Source organism: Limnohabitans sp. Rim11 (assembly GCF_001269365.1).
In the GTDB taxonomy this organism is placed as follows: domain Bacteria; phylum Pseudomonadota; class Gammaproteobacteria; order Burkholderiales; family Burkholderiaceae_C; genus Limnohabitans_A.
Genome location: NZ_CXOM01000001.1, coordinates 543,203 through 559,420, shown reverse-complemented (window position 1 = coordinate 559,420; position 16,218 = coordinate 543,203). Strand labels below are relative to the sequence as shown.

The window sequence follows — 16,218 nt, the reverse complement described above, 5'->3', positions numbered from 1 at the left end:
TCGAGATGGATATCTGCAACATTGCCCTTAAAAAAACTCGTTCTCCCCTTGGAAACAAGCATTTTCTCCAGTAGCATGCGCTCAGCCGGATAAATAAGTTTCCGGCTGCGAACCAACTTCCGACTTAAGGAATTTTAAAAATGGCAACTGCAAAAAAGACCCCGGCAAAAAAAGCTGCTCCTGCAAAGAAGGCAGCACCCGCCAAAAAACCCGTAGCTAAAAAAGCTGCTCCTGCAAAAAAGGCTGCACCAGCTAAAAAAGCTGCACCAGCCAAGAAAGCTGCTCCAGCTAAAAAGCCAGCAGCCAAAAAGGCCCCCGCTAAAAAGCGCACACCCAATGCCGCTTTCATGAAGGCTTTGACACCTAGCGCCGCTTTGGCCGCTGTGGTGGGTGCAGCTCCTCTGCCACGTACAGAAGTCGTGAGCAAGTTGTGGGTCTACATCAAGAAAAATGGCCTGCAAGACAAGGTCAACAAGCGCAACATCAATGCCGATGACAAGCTGAAAGCTGTCTTTGGCAAAGCTCAAGTCACCATGTTCGAATTGGCTGGTTTGATCGGCAAGCACCTGAAGTAATTCAGCGTCCTTGAATAAAAAAAGCCGGGTTCGCCCGGCTTTTTTTATGGCTGCATGATGTTTATTTTTGTTGTTTCAATGCGTGCTGCGTGATTGAACTCAATGTACCTCGAGTGGTGATGGCTTCTGGGTCCAACATGATTTCAATCAAGGTCCCCTGCTCACGCTGCAATGCCGCTACGAAGGCAGGTTCAAACTCTTCCGTCTTGCTAATTCGAACGCCCTCGTAGCCATACGCCTTGGCCAGGTTGGCAAAGTTCGGATTGTTGAGGTGAGAGCCCATGGTGTGGGTTGGAAATTCACGCTCTTGATGCATGCGGATGGTGCCGTACATGCCGTTGTTGAGCAAGACCACGATGGACTTGGCACCGTGCTGCGACGCTGTCGCCAATTCCTGACCATTCATCAAAAAGTCGCCATCACCTGCAATGGTGAACGCAACCCGACCGGACACAATGGCTGCAGCAATACCTGCAGGGACGCCGTAACCCATCGCGCCCACTGTGGGTGCCAATTGCGTTTTAAAGCCTTTGCTCAAACCATGGTGCTTGAAGTAACGATGCACCCAACTGGCAAAGTTGCCCGCGCCGTTGGTCAATACGGCATCCGCAGGGAGATGGCGCTGCAAAACCGCCACCACTTCGGGCATGTTGACCAAACCGTTTTCTGAGTCTTTGGGCAACCCTGCAATGCTTTGCGGTTGCGTATTGGCAATGTAATCAGCATTGGCTTGTTTAGCCCATTCAGACCAAGGCACTTCAACAGGAGCGGTCAACACCTCCAAGCTGCGTGCGGCTGCATTCATGGTGGCACAGATGGCCAAATCGGCGTGGAACACCCGATTCAGTTCTTCGGCACTGGCATGAATGTGGACCAATTTTTGACGTGGCTTAGGAACCTCTAAAAGCGTGTAACCACTTGTGGTCATTTCACCCAGCCTAGGACCGATGGCCAATATCAGGTCGCTGTCTTTGATGCGTTGCGCCAATTTGGGATTGATACCAATCCCCACATCGCCGGCATAGAGGGGATGGAAATTATCAAAGGTGTCCTGAAACCTAAAAGCGTTGCCAACGGGCAGCTGCCAATTTTCTGCAAATCTCTGCAACGCTTGAGCCGCTTGGACGGTCCAACCGCCGCCGCCCGCAATCACAAAGGGCCGCTCTGCCTTCATCAGTATTTCTCGCAGCGTTCGCAAACTGCCGGGATCGCTCCAGGCTTCGACAGGCTCTATTTTGGGCACAGGTCTTGATGACACGACGTGCGTCAACATATCTTCTGGCAAGACCAACACCACAGGCCCAGGACGGCCGTTCATGGCGGTTGCAAATGCACGGGCCACATACTCTGGAATGCGCCTGGCATCGTCAATTCGCTCAACGCGTTTGGCCATGCCTTTGGTGCTTGGGCCAAAAAAGGAACAGAAATCAACCTCTTGGAATGCTTCGCGGTCCCTGGTTTCGCTGGCCACATCACCCACAAACAAAACCATGGGGGTTGAATCTTGAAACGCCGTATGGACGCCAATAGACGCATTGGTAGCACCTGGCCCCCGCGTGACAAAACAAACGCCAGGGCGGCCCGTTAAACGCCCTTGCGCGTCTGCCATGAAGGCCGCTCCACCCTCTTGGCGACAAGTGACAAATTCAATTTGACTTTGATACTTGTGAAAGCCATCTAGCACAGCCAAGTAGCTTTCGCCTGGCACACCAAAGGCGTGCGTCACGCCTTGAGCGATCAAACACTCGACCAACAGATGGCCGCCAATTTGATCGGAATTGTTGGCATCATTCAAACTGACATTGGAATTGCTCATACGGCCTCACTCGTTGAAGGCCGCATGATACTTTCAAAGCTGTCTGAACGTATCGTCTGGGGTGAGCTTTAGTTGACTACCCGATCAAACTTAAAGATTCCAGGCTCCTTCACCGGATCGACATCGACAGGAATGACAGACTTCGGCAAGAACTTGCCTTCAAGCAACAACTTGGACAAGGGATTCTCGATGCGTTGTTGCACAGCACGCTTCAAAGGACGTGCCCCAAACACGGGGTCAAAGCCCACCTTGGCCAACTCCGCCAAAGCCGCACTGGATACTTCCAAATGCAAGTCCATTTTGGCCAACCTGGTTTCCAAGATTTGTAACTGAATTTTGGCAATCGACTCGATGTGTTTGGCATCCAAACTGTGGAAAACCACCGTTTCGTCAATTCGGTTCAAAAACTCAGGGCGGAAGTGGTTTTTGAGTTCACCCGACACAGCGTCTTTAATGTCTTCATTGGGCTGGCCCACCATGGCCTGGATTAAATGCGAGCCAATGTTGGAGGTCATCACAATGACGGTGTTTTTAAAGTCGACGGTTCGACCTTGACCATCGGTAAGGCGGCCATCGTCTAGAACTTGCAGAAGCACATTGAAAACATCAGGGTGGGCTTTTTCAACTTCATCCAAGAGCAACACCGAGTAAGGTTTGCGGCGAACAGCCTCAGTCAAATAGCCGCCCTCCTCGTATCCCACGTAGCCTGGTGGCGCACCAATGAGACGAGCGACGGAATGTTTCTCCATGAACTCACTCATGTCAATGCGAATGAGGTGATCTTCGCTGTCAAACAAGAAGCCCGCCAGTGCCTTGCACAACTCCGTTTTACCCACACCCGTTGGGCCCAGAAACAAAAATGAACCAGTTGGTCTTTGGGGATCTGACAAACCTGAACGCGAACGGCGAATTGCGTGCGATACCGCCGTGATGGCCTCATCTTGTCCGACCACACGCTCGTGCAATTTGACTTCCATTTGCAATAACTTCTCGCGTTCGCCCTGCATCATTTTGGACACAGGAATACCTGTGGCACGGCTGACCACCTCGGCAATTTCTTCGGCGCCAACTTGCGTCCGCAAGAGCCTAGGTGCAGATCCTGCAGCAGGATTGAGTTCCTTGGCCTGCGTCTCTTTAAGTAGCTTTTCCAACTCTGGCAGTTTGCCGTACTGCAACTCTGCTACTTTGTTGAAATCGCCTTTGCGCGTGAGTTCTTCAATTTGCTGGCGCAGTTGATCAATTTTTTCACGAACATTTTGACTGCCCTGTGCTTGCGCTTTTTCTGTTTTCCAAATTTCTTCTAAGTCTGCCGCTTCTTTTTTCAGGCTGACAATTTCTTCTTCAATTAAGCCCAGACGTTTTTGCGACGCCTCATCGGTTTCTTTCTTGACAGCTTCTCGTTCAATTTGAAGTTGAATGAGACGGCGGTCTAACTTGTCGATCACCTCTGGTTTCGAGTCAATTTCAATCTTGATTTTGGAAGCTGCCTCGTCGATCAGATCGATGGCTTTGTCGGGCAGGAATCGGTCGGTGATGTAACGGTGGCTCAATTCGGCGGCCGCCACAATGGCAGGATCGGTGATGTCCACACCATGGTGAATTTCGTATTTTTCTTGCAGGCCGCGAAGAATGGCAATGGTGGCCTCGACACTGGGCTCGCCCACCAAGATCTTTTGAAAACGGCGCTCTAGCGCGGCATCTTTTTCGATGTATTTTCGGTACTCGTCCAAGGTGGTGGCACCCACACAATGCAGTTCGCCACGGGCCAATGCAGGCTTGAGCATATTGCCAGCATCCATGGCACCTTCAGCTTTACCGGCACCCACCATGGTGTGCAATTCATCGATAAAGACAATCGTTTGTCCTTCGTCTTTGGCCAATTCATTCAAGACTGATTTGAGGCGTTCTTCAAATTCGCCGCGAAACTTGGCACCCGCCAACAGCGACGCCATGTCCAAAGACAAGACGCGCTTGCCTTTTAAAGAATCTGGCACTTCACCTGCCACAATGCGCTGCGCCAAACCTTCTACGATGGCAGTTTTTCCAACGCCGGGCTCACCAATCAGCACCGGGTTGTTTTTGGTACGGCGTTGCAAAACCTGAATGGCTCTGCGAATTTCGTCGTCACGCCCAATGACCGGGTCTAACTTACCCATGCGGGCGCGCTCGGTCAGGTCGAGGCAATATTTTTTCAACGATTCGCGTTGACCTTCAGCGTCTGCACTGTTCACGTTTTGTCCTCCACGCACTGCATCGACTGCAGCTTCTAAACTTTTTCGACTCAGGCCTGCATCTTTGACTGCGCGCGCCAATTCTGTTTTGCTGTCAGTCAAAGAAAGCAAAAATAATTCGCTGGCAATGAACGAGTCACCCCGTTTCAGGGACTCTTTCTCGGCCGCTTGCAACAATTTAACCAACTCGGGGCCAACTTGGACCTGATCTTGACCTGTGACTTGGGGCAATCGCTCGACGGCCAAACTGACGGCAGAGCTCATGGCGGTCAGGTTAACGCCTGCTCGCTGCAACAAGGCCTTGGGACCATCTTGCTGACTCAACATGGCCATCAACACGTGCGCTGGGTCAATGTAGGCGTGATCTTTGCCTAAAGCCAAGGACTGCGCATCGGCAAGTGCTTCTTGAAATTTAGTGGTTAATTTGTCAATTCGCATCTGAATCTCCTGTTAAGTCCTATCTTGGGCCAAAAAGGCTTTATTTCAAGAGGCTTGGCGATTTTGGAACATTGATCCTACTGAGGTCTAAAATGGCGGCATGAACATTCATCAAATGTCAGTCCAATATGACGAGCGTCAAGATCGATTGGCAGTTCGGGTCAGCAATCAAGAACAGCAAGAGTTTCGACTTTGGCTCACTAGGGCCATGACTTTGAGACTGTTGCCCCACTTGCAGGCCTCCGTGGTTCAATTGGAGTCCAGTGACCCTCAGGTGATGGCCAGCGACACCACCGCTCAGCAAATGCTGACCGAACTAAAACGCGAAAACTTCTTGTCGCAAGCTGATTTCTCAACCCCGTTTGCCACACAAAACCTGAGCCTTCCTTTGGGAGAGACGCCCATGTTGGTCACAGACGTTCAGCTGAAGCTTCACAACGGTGGCCGTTTGGATTTGTTGTTGCAAGACAAAAGCGGCGACAGTGCCAGTGGTGCCTCGTGTGAGTTGAGTCTACAAGCCGCCCTTTTGCATGGCTTGTTGCATCTGCTGGAAGCCGCCCTCAAAAAGGCACAATGGCAACAACCTGATTTTTCTCAGCGCAATGATGCAGTTGAAAACTTGTCCTCTGAGCGGCCTGCTTACAGCCATTGAAAACTGCGGCAGGGCTTAACTGATTAGTTTGCTGCGTTTTGAGCCTGAATGCCCCAACGCGCCAGAGCCTGGTCATCCGACACCCGCGCATCGACCCACTGAGCACCCGAGGGTGTTGCCTCTTTTTTCCAAAATGGCGCCTGCGTTTTCAAGTAGTCCATTAAAAATTCACAGGCTTTGAAACTCTCGCCTCGATGAGCCGAAGTCACGGCCACCATCACAATTTGATCTGCTGGCTTGAGCACACCAACACGGTGAATCACATGCGCTTGGTAAAAATCAAATCGCGCGTGGGCTTGGTCAATCATGGCCTCAATAGAAGACTCTGTCATGCCGGGGTAATGTTCGAGCTCCATTGAAACCACTTGGTCAGCAGCTTGTCCCGACAAGAGGCGGGTGTCACGAACTGTTCCAACAAAGCTACAAACTGCACCGACGCGCAAATCGTCCGCCCTGAGTTTTTCCAAGACGTCGGCGACATTGAAGTCTTCTAATTGAATGACAACCCGGTCAGTCACAGTTCAGCCTCCGGTAACGGGTGGAAAAAATGCAAGCTCGGAATTGTCTTGAATCTTGGCATCTTCATTGACCATGACTTGGTTCAAGGCCATTCGAACAGAACGCGTTCTTTCAAGGCAAACATACACGCCACCTTTTGCCAACAATTCGTCCCTCACTTCGCCCACTGTGACGGCGGCCGACTCAAGTTCTTCTTGTGAAAAACCAATGGCTTCGCGCAAGGAGGCGAAATAACGAATTTTGAGTTTCATTGAAGCCAATCTGCAAACGGAAAATACCGAACCCAATCACCCTGCTTGATGGCTTGCAGGCTGGGGTTGTCAATGACCCCATCGCCCCACACAACAGACGTTAGGACACCAGAACTTTGATTGGGAAACAAATCTAAACTGCCAGATGCGTTGCGTTGCACCCTAAGAAACTCGCGACGTTTGTCAGGTTTTGGAAAATCAAAATTAGCTTGAATCAAGTAAGGCTTTGAAGCTGTCTCAACTTGCCCCTGAAGCGCCATTAAAAAAGGCCGGACCATCAATTGAAATGTGACAAAACTCGAAACAGGATTGCCGGGCAAACCCATGAAGTAAGCCGCTGCTTGTTTGGACGTGTCTTGCACATTGAGTTGACCAAATGCAAAGGGCTTGCCAGGCTTCATTGAAATTTGCCACAGGTTCAGATGACCTAACTGCTCGACGGCAGGCTTGACATGATCTTCTTCACCCACAGAAACACCGCCACTGGTCAACACCAAGTCGTGGCCCTGCGCTGCCGCTTTCAAGACCTTGAGTGTGTCTGGCAAGTTGTCTGGAACAATACCAAGGTCGGTGACCTCGCATCCTGCACGCAAGAGCAAGGCGCGCAAGAAGAAACGATTTGAGTTGTAAATTGCGCCTGGGCGCATAGCCTCTGGCGCAATGGCACCAGGCATGACCAATTCATCACCTGTGGAGAACAAAGCCACGCGCGGTTTTCGGATCACGCTGACCTGTGCTCGTCCAATGCTGGCCGCCAAACCCAGCGAAGCGGGATTGAGTCGAGTCCCTTTAGGCAAAACAATGTCACCCTTGCGAACGTCTTCTCCACTGCGCCTAATCCATTGACCTTGGGTAGGCAGCACATTGACTTGCACCACTGGATGGCCTTCTTGCTGACTTTCGGTATCTAGCGCTTGCGTATCTTCTTGCATCACCACCGCATTGGCGCCTGGGGGGATGGGCGCGCCGGTAAAAATACGCGCGGCTTCACCAGCCAGCAGCGCATGTCCAGACTGCCCCGCAGGAATTCTTTGGGTGACCTTGAGTTTGGCGCCAGCCATAGGCAAGTCTTCAAGTCGAACGGCATAGCCATCCATGGAGGAATTGTCTTGGGGCGGCACCTGCAAGCCAGAGATTAAGTCTTCAGCCAAAAAACGACCATCCGCATCCAAGATGGCAACACTTTCAGTGTCTGGCAACACCCTCGCCTGAGCCAGCACTTGGCTCAAGGCCTCATCCAGAGACATCAGGGGCGCACGTTGAGGGGTTTGGTTGGACGCCATGTTCACAGTCTTCTCAATTGCAATGCGATGCAATGTACTCTTTAACGGCTGCGGCCGATTGAGGCAAGACCATCACGCGCTTGGGCAAAGCTTCAATGCCTTCAAACTTGGGGGGACGATCGGGTTCCTTACCCAGTGCCTCGACCAGTGTTGCCGCAAACTTGATGGGCAGCGCAGTCTCTAGCACCAACATGGGAATACCCGGCTTGGCCAAAGGCACCGCTACTTTCAAACCGTCTGCTGTATGCGTGTCAATCATGATGTGATTGTTGGCATAGGTTTCTTGAATGGTTTTGAGTCGGTCTGTATGCGTGCTTTTGCCACTGGCAAAACCAAATTTGGATTTGGCGTTGGCAAACAAGGGGTTCGAGCCTAAGTCGAATTGACCCTTTTGGTTCAGTTGATCGTGGAATAAATTCTTGGTTTGGCTCGCATCGCGTTGCAGCAAGTCAAAGACGAAACGTTCAAAGTTACTGGCCTTTGAAATGTCCATCGAAGGACTGGAAGTTTCGTGAGTGTCGGCAGTGCCCCGTACGCGGTAAACACCTGTTCTGAAGAACTCGTCCAGCACATCGTTTTCATTGGTGGCAACCACCAATTGATCGATGGGCAATCCCATCATGCGGGCCACATGGCCTGCGCACACATTGCCAAAATTGCCGCTTGGCACACAGAAACTGACTTTTTGAGAGTCATTGTGAGTGGCCTGAAAATAACCTGCAAAGTAGTAAACCACTTGGGCCAACAAGCGCGCCCAATTGATGGAGTTCACTGTGCCAATTTTGTATTTGCGTTTGAATTCCAAATCGTTACTAACCGCTTTAACGATGTCTTGGCAATCATCAAAGACACCTTCAATGGCAATGTTGTGAATGTTTTCATCTAGCAAGCTGAACATTTGTGCTTGCTGAAAAGGACTCATGCGGCCCAAGGGGCTGGTCATAAAAACCCGCACGCCCTTTTTGCCACGCATGGCGTACTCAGCTGCACTGCCTGTGTCGCCCGATGTCGCGCCCAAAATATTGAGTTCAGCATTGCGACGTGCCAATTCGTATTCAAACAAATTGCCGAGCAACTGCATGGCCATGTCTTTGAAGGCCAAAGTGGGGCCATTGGACAATGCTTCCAGACTGACTTCTGCACCTGGAGCAGCGTCGGTCTTCAGTGCTTTGATAGGCACAATTTCGGACGTGCCAAAGCAGTCTTTGGTGTAGGTCTTTAGACACAGCTCTCGCAGGTCTTGGGCGGGTATGTCGTCAATGTACAAAGACAAAACTTCAAACGCTAAAGCAGCGTAGCCTTGGGTGTTCCAAACACCACGCAACTTGGCCAAATCAATGGCGGAAATTTGCGGATAAGACTCTGGCAAGTACAAGCCACCATCAGGGGCCAAGCCTTCGAGCAAAATTTCACAAAACTGCTTGCGATCGGCATGACCGCGTGTCGACATGTAACGCATCAGTTCAACTCTTCCTTGCGAATTTTGGTGATGGGCGCCATCACTGTAGGCAGGGCCTGCATTTGCGCCAACACTTCATTCATTTTGCCTTCACGCGTGTCGTGCGTGAGAATAATCACATCGGTTTGGTTCTCGCCCGCTTGGCTCACTTGATCGGCTTCACGCTGCAAAACGGCGTCAATGCTGATATTGGCCTCGGCCAGCAAACCAGTGAGTTTGGCCAACACACCGGCCTCATCGGCGACTCGAAGGCGCAAGTAATAGCTGGTCACCACATCTGCCATGGGCAAAATTTTGGCAGCACTCATGGCATCAGGCTGGAACGCCAAATGCGGAACGCGATTGAGTGGATCGGCTGTGTGCAAGCGCGTGATGTCGACCAAATCGGCAATGACAGCGCTGGCTGTGGGCTCAGAACCTGCACCCTTGCCGTAATACAGCGTAGTGCCCACTGCATCGCCCTGCACCATGACCGCATTCATGGCGCCCTCCACATTGGCAATCAAGCGTTGTGTTGGCACCAAGCTTGGGTGAACGCGCAGTTCAATGCCAGTTGCAGTGCGTTTGGTAATGCCCAACAACTTAATTCTGTATCCCAGTTGTTCTGCGTATTTGATGTCGGCAGCACCCAGCTTGGTAATGCCTTCAACATAAGCCTTGTCGAACTGAACAGGAATACCAAAAGCGATGGCACTCATGAGCGTGGCTTTGTGAGCCGCATCAACGCCTTCAATGTCAAAAGTTGGATCGGCTTCGGCATAACCCAGTCGCTGTGCTTCTTGGAGGACCACGTCAAAATCCAAGCCTTTGTCACGCATTTCAGACAAGATGAAATTGGTGGTGCCATTGATGATGCCTGCAACCCATTGGATGCTGTTGGCTGTCAAGCCTTCACGCAGCGCCTTGATGATGGGAATACCACCTGCAACGGCAGCTTCAAAAGCAACCATCACGCCCTTGGCATGCGCAGCTGCAAAAATTTCGGTGCCATGGACAGCCAGCAAAGCTTTGTTGGCAGTGACCACATGCTTGCCGGCCGCAATGGCTTCTAGCACCAAGGTCTTGGCAATGCCATAGCCACCAATGAGTTCGACCACGATATCGATTTCGGGGTTGGCAATGATTTGCCGCGCATCGCTGACCACTTTGACATTCGCGCCAGCCATGGCTTGCGCTTTGGCAACGTCAAGGTCTGCCACCATGCTAATTTCAATGCCGCGACCCGCGCGTCGTTTGATTTCGGATTGATTGCGCTGCAGCACATTGAATGTGCCACTGCCCACAGTGCCCATGCCCATCAGGCCCACTTGAATCGATTTCATTGCTTCTCTTTCTTATACCGCTGTACCAAAGCGACGACGCGCTTTCTCTAAAAACTTGGCCATTCTTTCAATTGCTTCGCGCAAATCATCGAGATGCGGCAAGAAAACAATTCTGAAATGGTCGGGTGCATGCCAATTGAAGCCTGTGCCTTGAACCAACATCACTTTGGTTTCTTGCAACATCTCCAAGAAAAATTGTTGGTCGTCCTCGATGGGATAGACCTTCGGATCCAGCCTTGGAAACATGTACAAGGCCGCAGTGGGCTTGACACAAGAAACACCTGGAATGGCGCTGATCAATTCGTAAGCCAAATCCCGTTGCTTGCGCAAACGGCCACCTTCATTGACCAACTCATTGATGCTTTGGTGGCCGCCCAATGCGGTTTGAATGGCCCATTGACCTGGCACATTAGCGCAAAGGCGCATGTTGGATAACATGTTCAAGCCTTCGATGTAATCTTTGGCGGGCAGCTTGTCACCACTTACAACAAGCCAACCTGCACGATAACCACAGGACCTGTAGCTTTTGGACAATGAATTGAACGTGAGGGTCAAAACATCTTGGCTCAGGCTGGCAATGGGGGTGTGCTTCACACCGTCGTACAACACCTTGTCATACACCTCATCGGCAAAAATCACCAAGCCATGTTCTCTGGCAATGTTGACGATGGCCTGCAATATCTCGTCAGAGTACAAGGCACCGGTTGGATTATTGGGGTTGATGACCACAATGCCTTTGGTTTTAGGCGTGATTTTGGAGCGAATATCTTCCAGATTGGGCATCCAACCTTTGGACTCGTCACAAATGTAATGGACCGGTGTACCGCCGGACAAACTGGCGGCTGCCGTCCACAGGGGATAGTCAGGCGCAGGCAACAACAACTCGTCGCCGGTGTCTAGAAGTGCATTGGTGGCCATCACGATCAGTTCGCTGGCACCGTTGCCTAAATAAATGTCTTCTAGTGTGACACCCTTGATGCCCTGCTTTTGCGTCTCATGCATGACGGCTTTGCGCGCACCAAAAATACCCTTACTGTCGGAGTAACCTGCGGAGTTGGGCAAGTTACGAATCATGTCCTGCTGAATTTCCTCAGGTGCATCAAAACCAAACACCGCCAAATTGCCGATGTTGAGCTTGATGATCTTGTGCCCTTCCTCCTCCATTTGACGCGCCCGGTCCATGATGGGCCCGCGAATGTCGTAGCAAACGTTGGCAAGCTTGGCTGATTTGTGAATAGTTTTCAAAATCCCTCCGAGGGGTAATGGCGCTAGGGAATATAGCTAGTGAAAACCTATAATTTGAACACATAAAGACCCTTTTTTTAAGTCCACCGCCTATGAAACTCCACCCCGATGCCAGCAATGCCTTTGCCATTCAAAGCTATGACCGAAATGGTGTCGTGGTCAACGGACAAATTCATTCGGTTCCCTTAATTTTGTGCGCCGTGCAGGGCCCCCAAACTTGGTCCGCCATCAGCTTCGACAACTTGACCCAAGACAGTTTTGACGAACTTTTGCCCTTTCAGCCAGAGCTGGTCATCTTTGGCAGTGGGGAACGCATTAGGTTTCCCTCCCCCCGTCTCCTGCAGGGCTTGATTCACAAGGGAATTGGGGTGGAAACCATGGACAACGGGGCAGCCTGCCGCACGTTCAATGTGCTGGCCGGTGAAGGGCGGCTCGTGCTGATGGCCCTTCTGCCAGTGGCCTAGCATTTACAAAGTGTTTTAGAAACCGCATAAAACCCCTCAGGTTTCAGGATAAAATATCAGATTGCCGTGAGGTGAGCTTGCCCAGTGCAGCTCAAAGCTTAAGCGGTTCATTTCTGTCACGCGAGATTAGTTCTATGGCGATCGTTGTTAATAAACCCCTCCCTGAATTTGAAGCAAACGCAACAAGCGGAGTCAAGGTTTCAAACACATCTCACAACGGCAAAATCATGATTTTGTACTTCTACCCGAAGGACAACACGCCTGGTTGCACCACTGAAGCCATGCAATTCAGAGACAAATTCAAAGACTTCACCAAGGCCGGCGCAACCGTTTTTGGCGTTTCACGCGACAACATGAAATCGCATGACGATTTCAAAGCCAAACTCGAACTGCCCTTTGAATTAATAGCCGACACCGAAGAAAAAATGTGTCACATGTTTGGCGTGGTCAAAAACAAGATCATGTACGGCAAAAAAGTCAAAGGCATCGAGCGCAGCACCTTCTTGATTGGGCCCGATGGCTTGGTCAAAGAAGAATGGCGCGGCCTGAAAGTGCCAGGGCACGTAGAAGATGTTTTAAAAGCCGTCAAGGCCCTCAAAAAAGCCGCATAATGGCGGCATGCAGCTGAAAAACAGCCCCATCCGTTTCATCCCCCAAAAGTCAAGCCGCCTCGGTCTCAAGGCGGCTTTTTCTTTGCGCCAAAGTTTTTTACTTTTTACCTGAGGCCTCGATTTATGCCATTGCCCCCTGCCCCCACTCAGCGCGCTTCTCTGATTTCCAATCAAACCATCGCTAAATCACCCAAAGCCACAAACGCTACTTCACGGCCAGCTGCCAGTGAACCCACTCCTAAAAAATCGACCCCCAAGGTCGATTTGGCACCCATGAGTGCAGCAGCCACCGAGACCTCCGAGGTTTCACGCGCCAAAGTCAGCGCACCAGAGCCCCAGAAGAAAACCAAAGCGGTCAAAAAGCACAATGGCCCAACCAAGCTTTTTGTGTTGGACACCAACGTGCTGATGCACGACCCCATGTGCTTGTTCCAATTTGAAGAACACGACATCTATTTGCCCATGATTGTTTTGGAAGAACTCGACAGTCACAAGAAAGGCATGACAGAGGTTGCTAGAAACGCCCGCCAAACCAGTCGCTCGCTCGATGCATTGGCGGCAGAGCCAGGCACTGACATGAAGCTAGGCTTGCCCCTCAGCACCACAGGCCACATTGAAGCCCGAGGCAAGCTCTACTTCCAGACGCAAGTCATGGATGTCAGTTTGCCAATTAGTCTACCCCAAGGCAAAGCCGACAACCAAATCTTGGGTGTCGTTCAGGCCCTGGGCAAATTGCATGCACCTCGCGAAGTGGTCTTGGTCTCCAAAGACATCAACATGCGAGTCAAAGCCAGAGCGCTCGGCCTGGCCGCAGAAGACTATCAAAACGACAAGGTCTTAGAAGACGGCGACTTGATGTACTCAGGCGCCCTGGCCTTGCCTACTGATTTTTGGAATCGCCATGGCAAATCCATCGAAAGCTGGCAACAAGGCAGCCATACTTTTTATCGCATTTCAGGGCCATTGGTTCCCAGCCTTCTGATCAACCAATTTGTTTACTTAGAAGCACCCGGTGAGCCAAGCCTGCATGCCCGAGTGACCGAAATTCGCGGCAAAACAGCTGTCCTCAAAACTCTCAAAGACTTTGGCAATGCCAAAAATGCCGTCTGGGGTGTGGCCACGCGCAATCGGGAACAAAATTTTGCAATGAACATGCTGATGGACCCTGATGTTGACTTTGTCACCTTGGCCGGCACAGCAGGCACTGGCAAAACACTGATGGCACTGGCAGCAGGCCTCACACAGGTTTTAGACGACCGCCGCTACACAGAAATCATCATGACCCGCGCAACTGTCAGCGTGGGTGAAGACATTGGTTTCTTGCCGGGCACCGAAGAAGAAAAAATGGGCCCCTGGATGGGCGCACTGGATGACAACCTGGAGTTTTTGGCCAAAGGCGACGGCGGCAATGCAGGCGAATGGGGCCGTGCAGCGACCAATGAACTGATTCGGAGCCGCATCAAGATCAAGAGCATGAACTTCATGCGCGGCCGAACCTTCATGAACAAGTACGTCATCATTGATGAAGCGCAAAACTTAACGCCCAAGCAAATGAAGACCTTGATTACCCGGGCGGGTCCTGGTACCAAAATCATTTGCATGGGCAACTTGGCGCAGATCGATACGCCCTACCTCACCGAAGGCTCTTCTGGCTTGACCTATGCCGTTGACCGCTTCAAGGGCTGGGCCCACGGCGGTCACATTACATTGGCACGGGGTGAGCGCTCTAGGCTGGCTGATTTTGCCAGCGACGTTCTTTAATAGTCGCCATCACTGCTTGATGAGGCCAAGCTCTCGAAGCGAGTCAGTGGTTTCAAGAAGGTTAAGCGAACGGCGCCGGTGGGGCCGTTTCGCTGCTTGCCAATAATGATCTCGGCCACACCAGGATCTTTGGAATCTTTGTTGTAGTAGTCGTCGCGGTAAATGAACATGATGATGTCGGCATCTTGCTCAATGGCACCCGATTCGCGCAAGTCACTCATCATGGGGCGCTTGTCGGTTCTTTGCTCCACACCACGGTTCAGCTGCGACAAGGCAATGACAGGACACTGAAGTTCTTTGGCCAACATTTTGAGGCCACGAGAAATTTCACCCAACTCGGTGGCTCGGTTGTCGCCATCGCTGCCTGACGAGCCGCTCATGAGTTGCAAGTAGTCAACCACAATTAAGCCTAACTTGCCGCACTTGCGCGCCAAGCGACGCGCATTGGCTCGCAGCTCGCTGGGCGTTAAACCGGGTGTTTCGTCAATGTGCAATGACACTGTTCGCAGACGCTCAATGGCATCGGTCAAACGTGGCCACTCTTCATCGGTTAGCTTGCCGGTGCGCAAGTGACCTTGGTCAATGCGGCCAATGGAGCCGACCACACGAACCGCCAGTTGGGCGGCGCCCATCTCCATCGAGAACACCGCCACAGGCAGGCCCTCGTTCAAAGCCACATGCTCGGCAATGTTGATGGCGAAAGCTGTTTTACCCATGGAAGGACGGGCAGCCAACACCACCAAATCGCCCGCTTGCAAACCGGAAGTCATGCGGTCTAAGTCGTAGAAACCGGTGGGCACGCCCGTGATGTCGTTGGGGTTGTCAGCCATCTCCTGGACGCGATCCATGAGGTCGACCACCAAGGTGTCCATGGACTGGAAGCCTTGCTTCATGCGCGAGCCTTCTTCACCAATGTTGAAGATTTTTTGCTCGGCTTCGTCTAATATTTTTTCAACCGCCCTACCCTGCGGGCTGAACGCGTTGGTGGCAATCTCGTCGCTGGCGGTGACCAATTTGCGTAGGATAGAGCGCTCGCGCACAATTTCGGCATAGCGCCTGATGTTGCTGGCACTGGGCACGTATTGGGCCAAAGAATTCAAATAGCCCAAGCCGCCCATGCCTTCTGCTTTGCCTTGATTTTGCAATTGCTCATAGACAGTGATCACGTCGGCAGGTTTGGAGCCGTTGATCAAGGTAGAAATGGCCGCAAAAATCAGCTTGTGCTCATGCCGATAAAAATCGTTGTCAGACAGCAAATCGCCCATGCGGTCCCAAGCACTGTTGTCGAGCAACAAGCCGCCCAACACACTGGACTCGGCCTCGATGGAATGAGGCGGTACACGCAGCTGCGCGATCTGTTGATCTTGGCTGACTGGCGAAAATCCCAACTCGGATTCTGAATGGGATTGAGGAGAGAAAAGTGCTGACATGGACGTTCTAAATTGAATGCTAGATCTTAAGCACGGATTGAACTTTGGTCATGGGACAAGCCTGTGGATAAGTCGTTGGTAAGTGTAGAAAGTCTTGTGAATAAAGCAAAAAACTTGCAGGAATGAAAAAGCCGCCAGTCTTTCGACGGGCGGCTTTTGAT

Annotated in this window: 14 protein-coding genes; 5 read left to right on the top strand and 9 right to left on the bottom strand. The window is 51.5% G+C overall.

What is annotated here, in order from left to right:
* The first annotated feature begins 140 nt into the window (after positions 1–140).
* On the top strand, positions 141–575 hold the full coding sequence (locus AMM03_RS02700; protein WP_090128904.1) for an SWIB/MDM2 domain-containing protein: 435 nt from the start codon (positions 141–143) through the stop codon (positions 573–575).
* Positions 576–636: 61 nt separating this feature from the next.
* Here AMM03_RS02700 and AMM03_RS02695 read toward each other — a convergent pair whose 3' ends face one another.
* Positions 637–2,391, bottom strand: coding sequence for a thiamine pyrophosphate-binding protein (locus AMM03_RS02695; RefSeq protein WP_090128903.1), 1,755 nt, complete (start codon positions 2,389–2,391; stop codon positions 637–639).
* A gap of 68 nt (positions 2,392–2,459) precedes the next feature.
* Positions 2,460–5,060 (bottom strand): ATP-dependent chaperone ClpB, encoded by a 2,601-nt coding sequence (gene clpB, locus AMM03_RS02690; RefSeq protein ID WP_090128902.1) that lies wholly within the window; start codon positions 5,058–5,060, stop codon positions 2,460–2,462.
* A 100-nt stretch (positions 5,061–5,160) separates the two neighbouring features.
* Between clpB and AMM03_RS02685 the strand changes: the two genes are divergently transcribed.
* Complete coding sequence (locus AMM03_RS02685; RefSeq protein ID WP_090128901.1) at positions 5,161–5,712, top strand: hypothetical protein; 552 nt, start codon at positions 5,161–5,163, stop codon at positions 5,710–5,712.
* A 23-nt stretch (positions 5,713–5,735) separates the two neighbouring features.
* On the opposite strand, the gene AMM03_RS02680 is transcribed toward AMM03_RS02685, so the two are convergent.
* Genes AMM03_RS02680 through AMM03_RS02655 form a run of 6 tightly spaced genes read right to left on the bottom strand, consistent with a single transcriptional unit; the run spans position 5,736 to position 11,791 of the window.
* The gene (locus tag AMM03_RS02680; protein ID WP_090128900.1) at positions 5,736–6,230 is read right to left on the bottom strand and encodes a molybdenum cofactor biosynthesis protein MoaE; all 495 of its coding nucleotides are present in this window, start codon (positions 6,228–6,230) and stop codon (positions 5,736–5,738) included.
* A 3-nt stretch (positions 6,231–6,233) separates the two neighbouring features.
* Positions 6,234–6,482 (bottom strand): molybdopterin converting factor subunit 1, encoded by a 249-nt coding sequence (gene moaD, locus AMM03_RS02675; RefSeq protein ID WP_090128899.1) that lies wholly within the window; start codon positions 6,480–6,482, stop codon positions 6,234–6,236.
* Positions 6,479–7,765, bottom strand: a complete 1,287-nt coding sequence (gene glp, locus AMM03_RS02670) for a molybdopterin molybdotransferase MoeA (RefSeq protein ID WP_090128898.1) — start codon at positions 7,763–7,765, stop codon at positions 6,479–6,481. The genes moaD and glp overlap by 4 nt, the downstream gene beginning before the upstream one ends.
* 13 nt (positions 7,766–7,778) lie before the next feature.
* Positions 7,779–9,224: a threonine synthase gene (gene thrC, locus AMM03_RS02665; RefSeq protein ID WP_090128897.1), complete on the bottom strand. Its 1,446-nt coding sequence runs from the start codon at positions 9,222–9,224 to the stop codon at positions 7,779–7,781.
* Positions 9,224–10,546 (bottom strand): homoserine dehydrogenase, encoded by a 1,323-nt coding sequence (locus tag AMM03_RS02660; RefSeq protein ID WP_090128896.1) that lies wholly within the window; start codon positions 10,544–10,546, stop codon positions 9,224–9,226. Before AMM03_RS02660 ends, thrC begins: the two co-directional genes overlap by 1 nt.
* A 12-nt stretch (positions 10,547–10,558) precedes the next feature.
* Positions 10,559–11,791, bottom strand: a complete 1,233-nt coding sequence (locus tag AMM03_RS02655; protein WP_090128895.1) for a pyridoxal phosphate-dependent aminotransferase — start codon at positions 11,789–11,791, stop codon at positions 10,559–10,561.
* 92 nt (positions 11,792–11,883) lie between these two features.
* On the opposite strand from AMM03_RS02655, the gene AMM03_RS02650 reads away from it, so the two are divergent.
* From AMM03_RS02650 to AMM03_RS02640, 3 genes are all read left to right on the top strand, one after another.
* Positions 11,884–12,255: an Mth938-like domain-containing protein gene (locus AMM03_RS02650; protein WP_090128894.1), complete on the top strand. Its 372-nt coding sequence runs from the start codon at positions 11,884–11,886 to the stop codon at positions 12,253–12,255.
* A gap of 134 nt (positions 12,256–12,389) precedes the next feature.
* The gene (locus AMM03_RS02645) at positions 12,390–12,866 is read left to right on the top strand and encodes a peroxiredoxin (RefSeq protein WP_090129307.1); all 477 of its coding nucleotides are present in this window, start codon (positions 12,390–12,392) and stop codon (positions 12,864–12,866) included.
* Between the two features lie 123 nt (positions 12,867–12,989).
* Entirely contained in the window at positions 12,990–14,627 is a 1,638-nt protein-coding gene (locus AMM03_RS02640; protein WP_090128893.1) for a PhoH family protein, read from the top strand.
* Here AMM03_RS02640 and dnaB read toward each other — a convergent pair.
* On the bottom strand, positions 14,624–16,057 hold the full coding sequence (gene dnaB, locus AMM03_RS02635; protein WP_090128892.1) for a replicative DNA helicase: 1,434 nt from the start codon (positions 16,055–16,057) through the stop codon (positions 14,624–14,626). The genes AMM03_RS02640 and dnaB overlap by 4 nt on opposite strands.
* Positions 16,058–16,218: the final 161 nt, after the last annotated feature.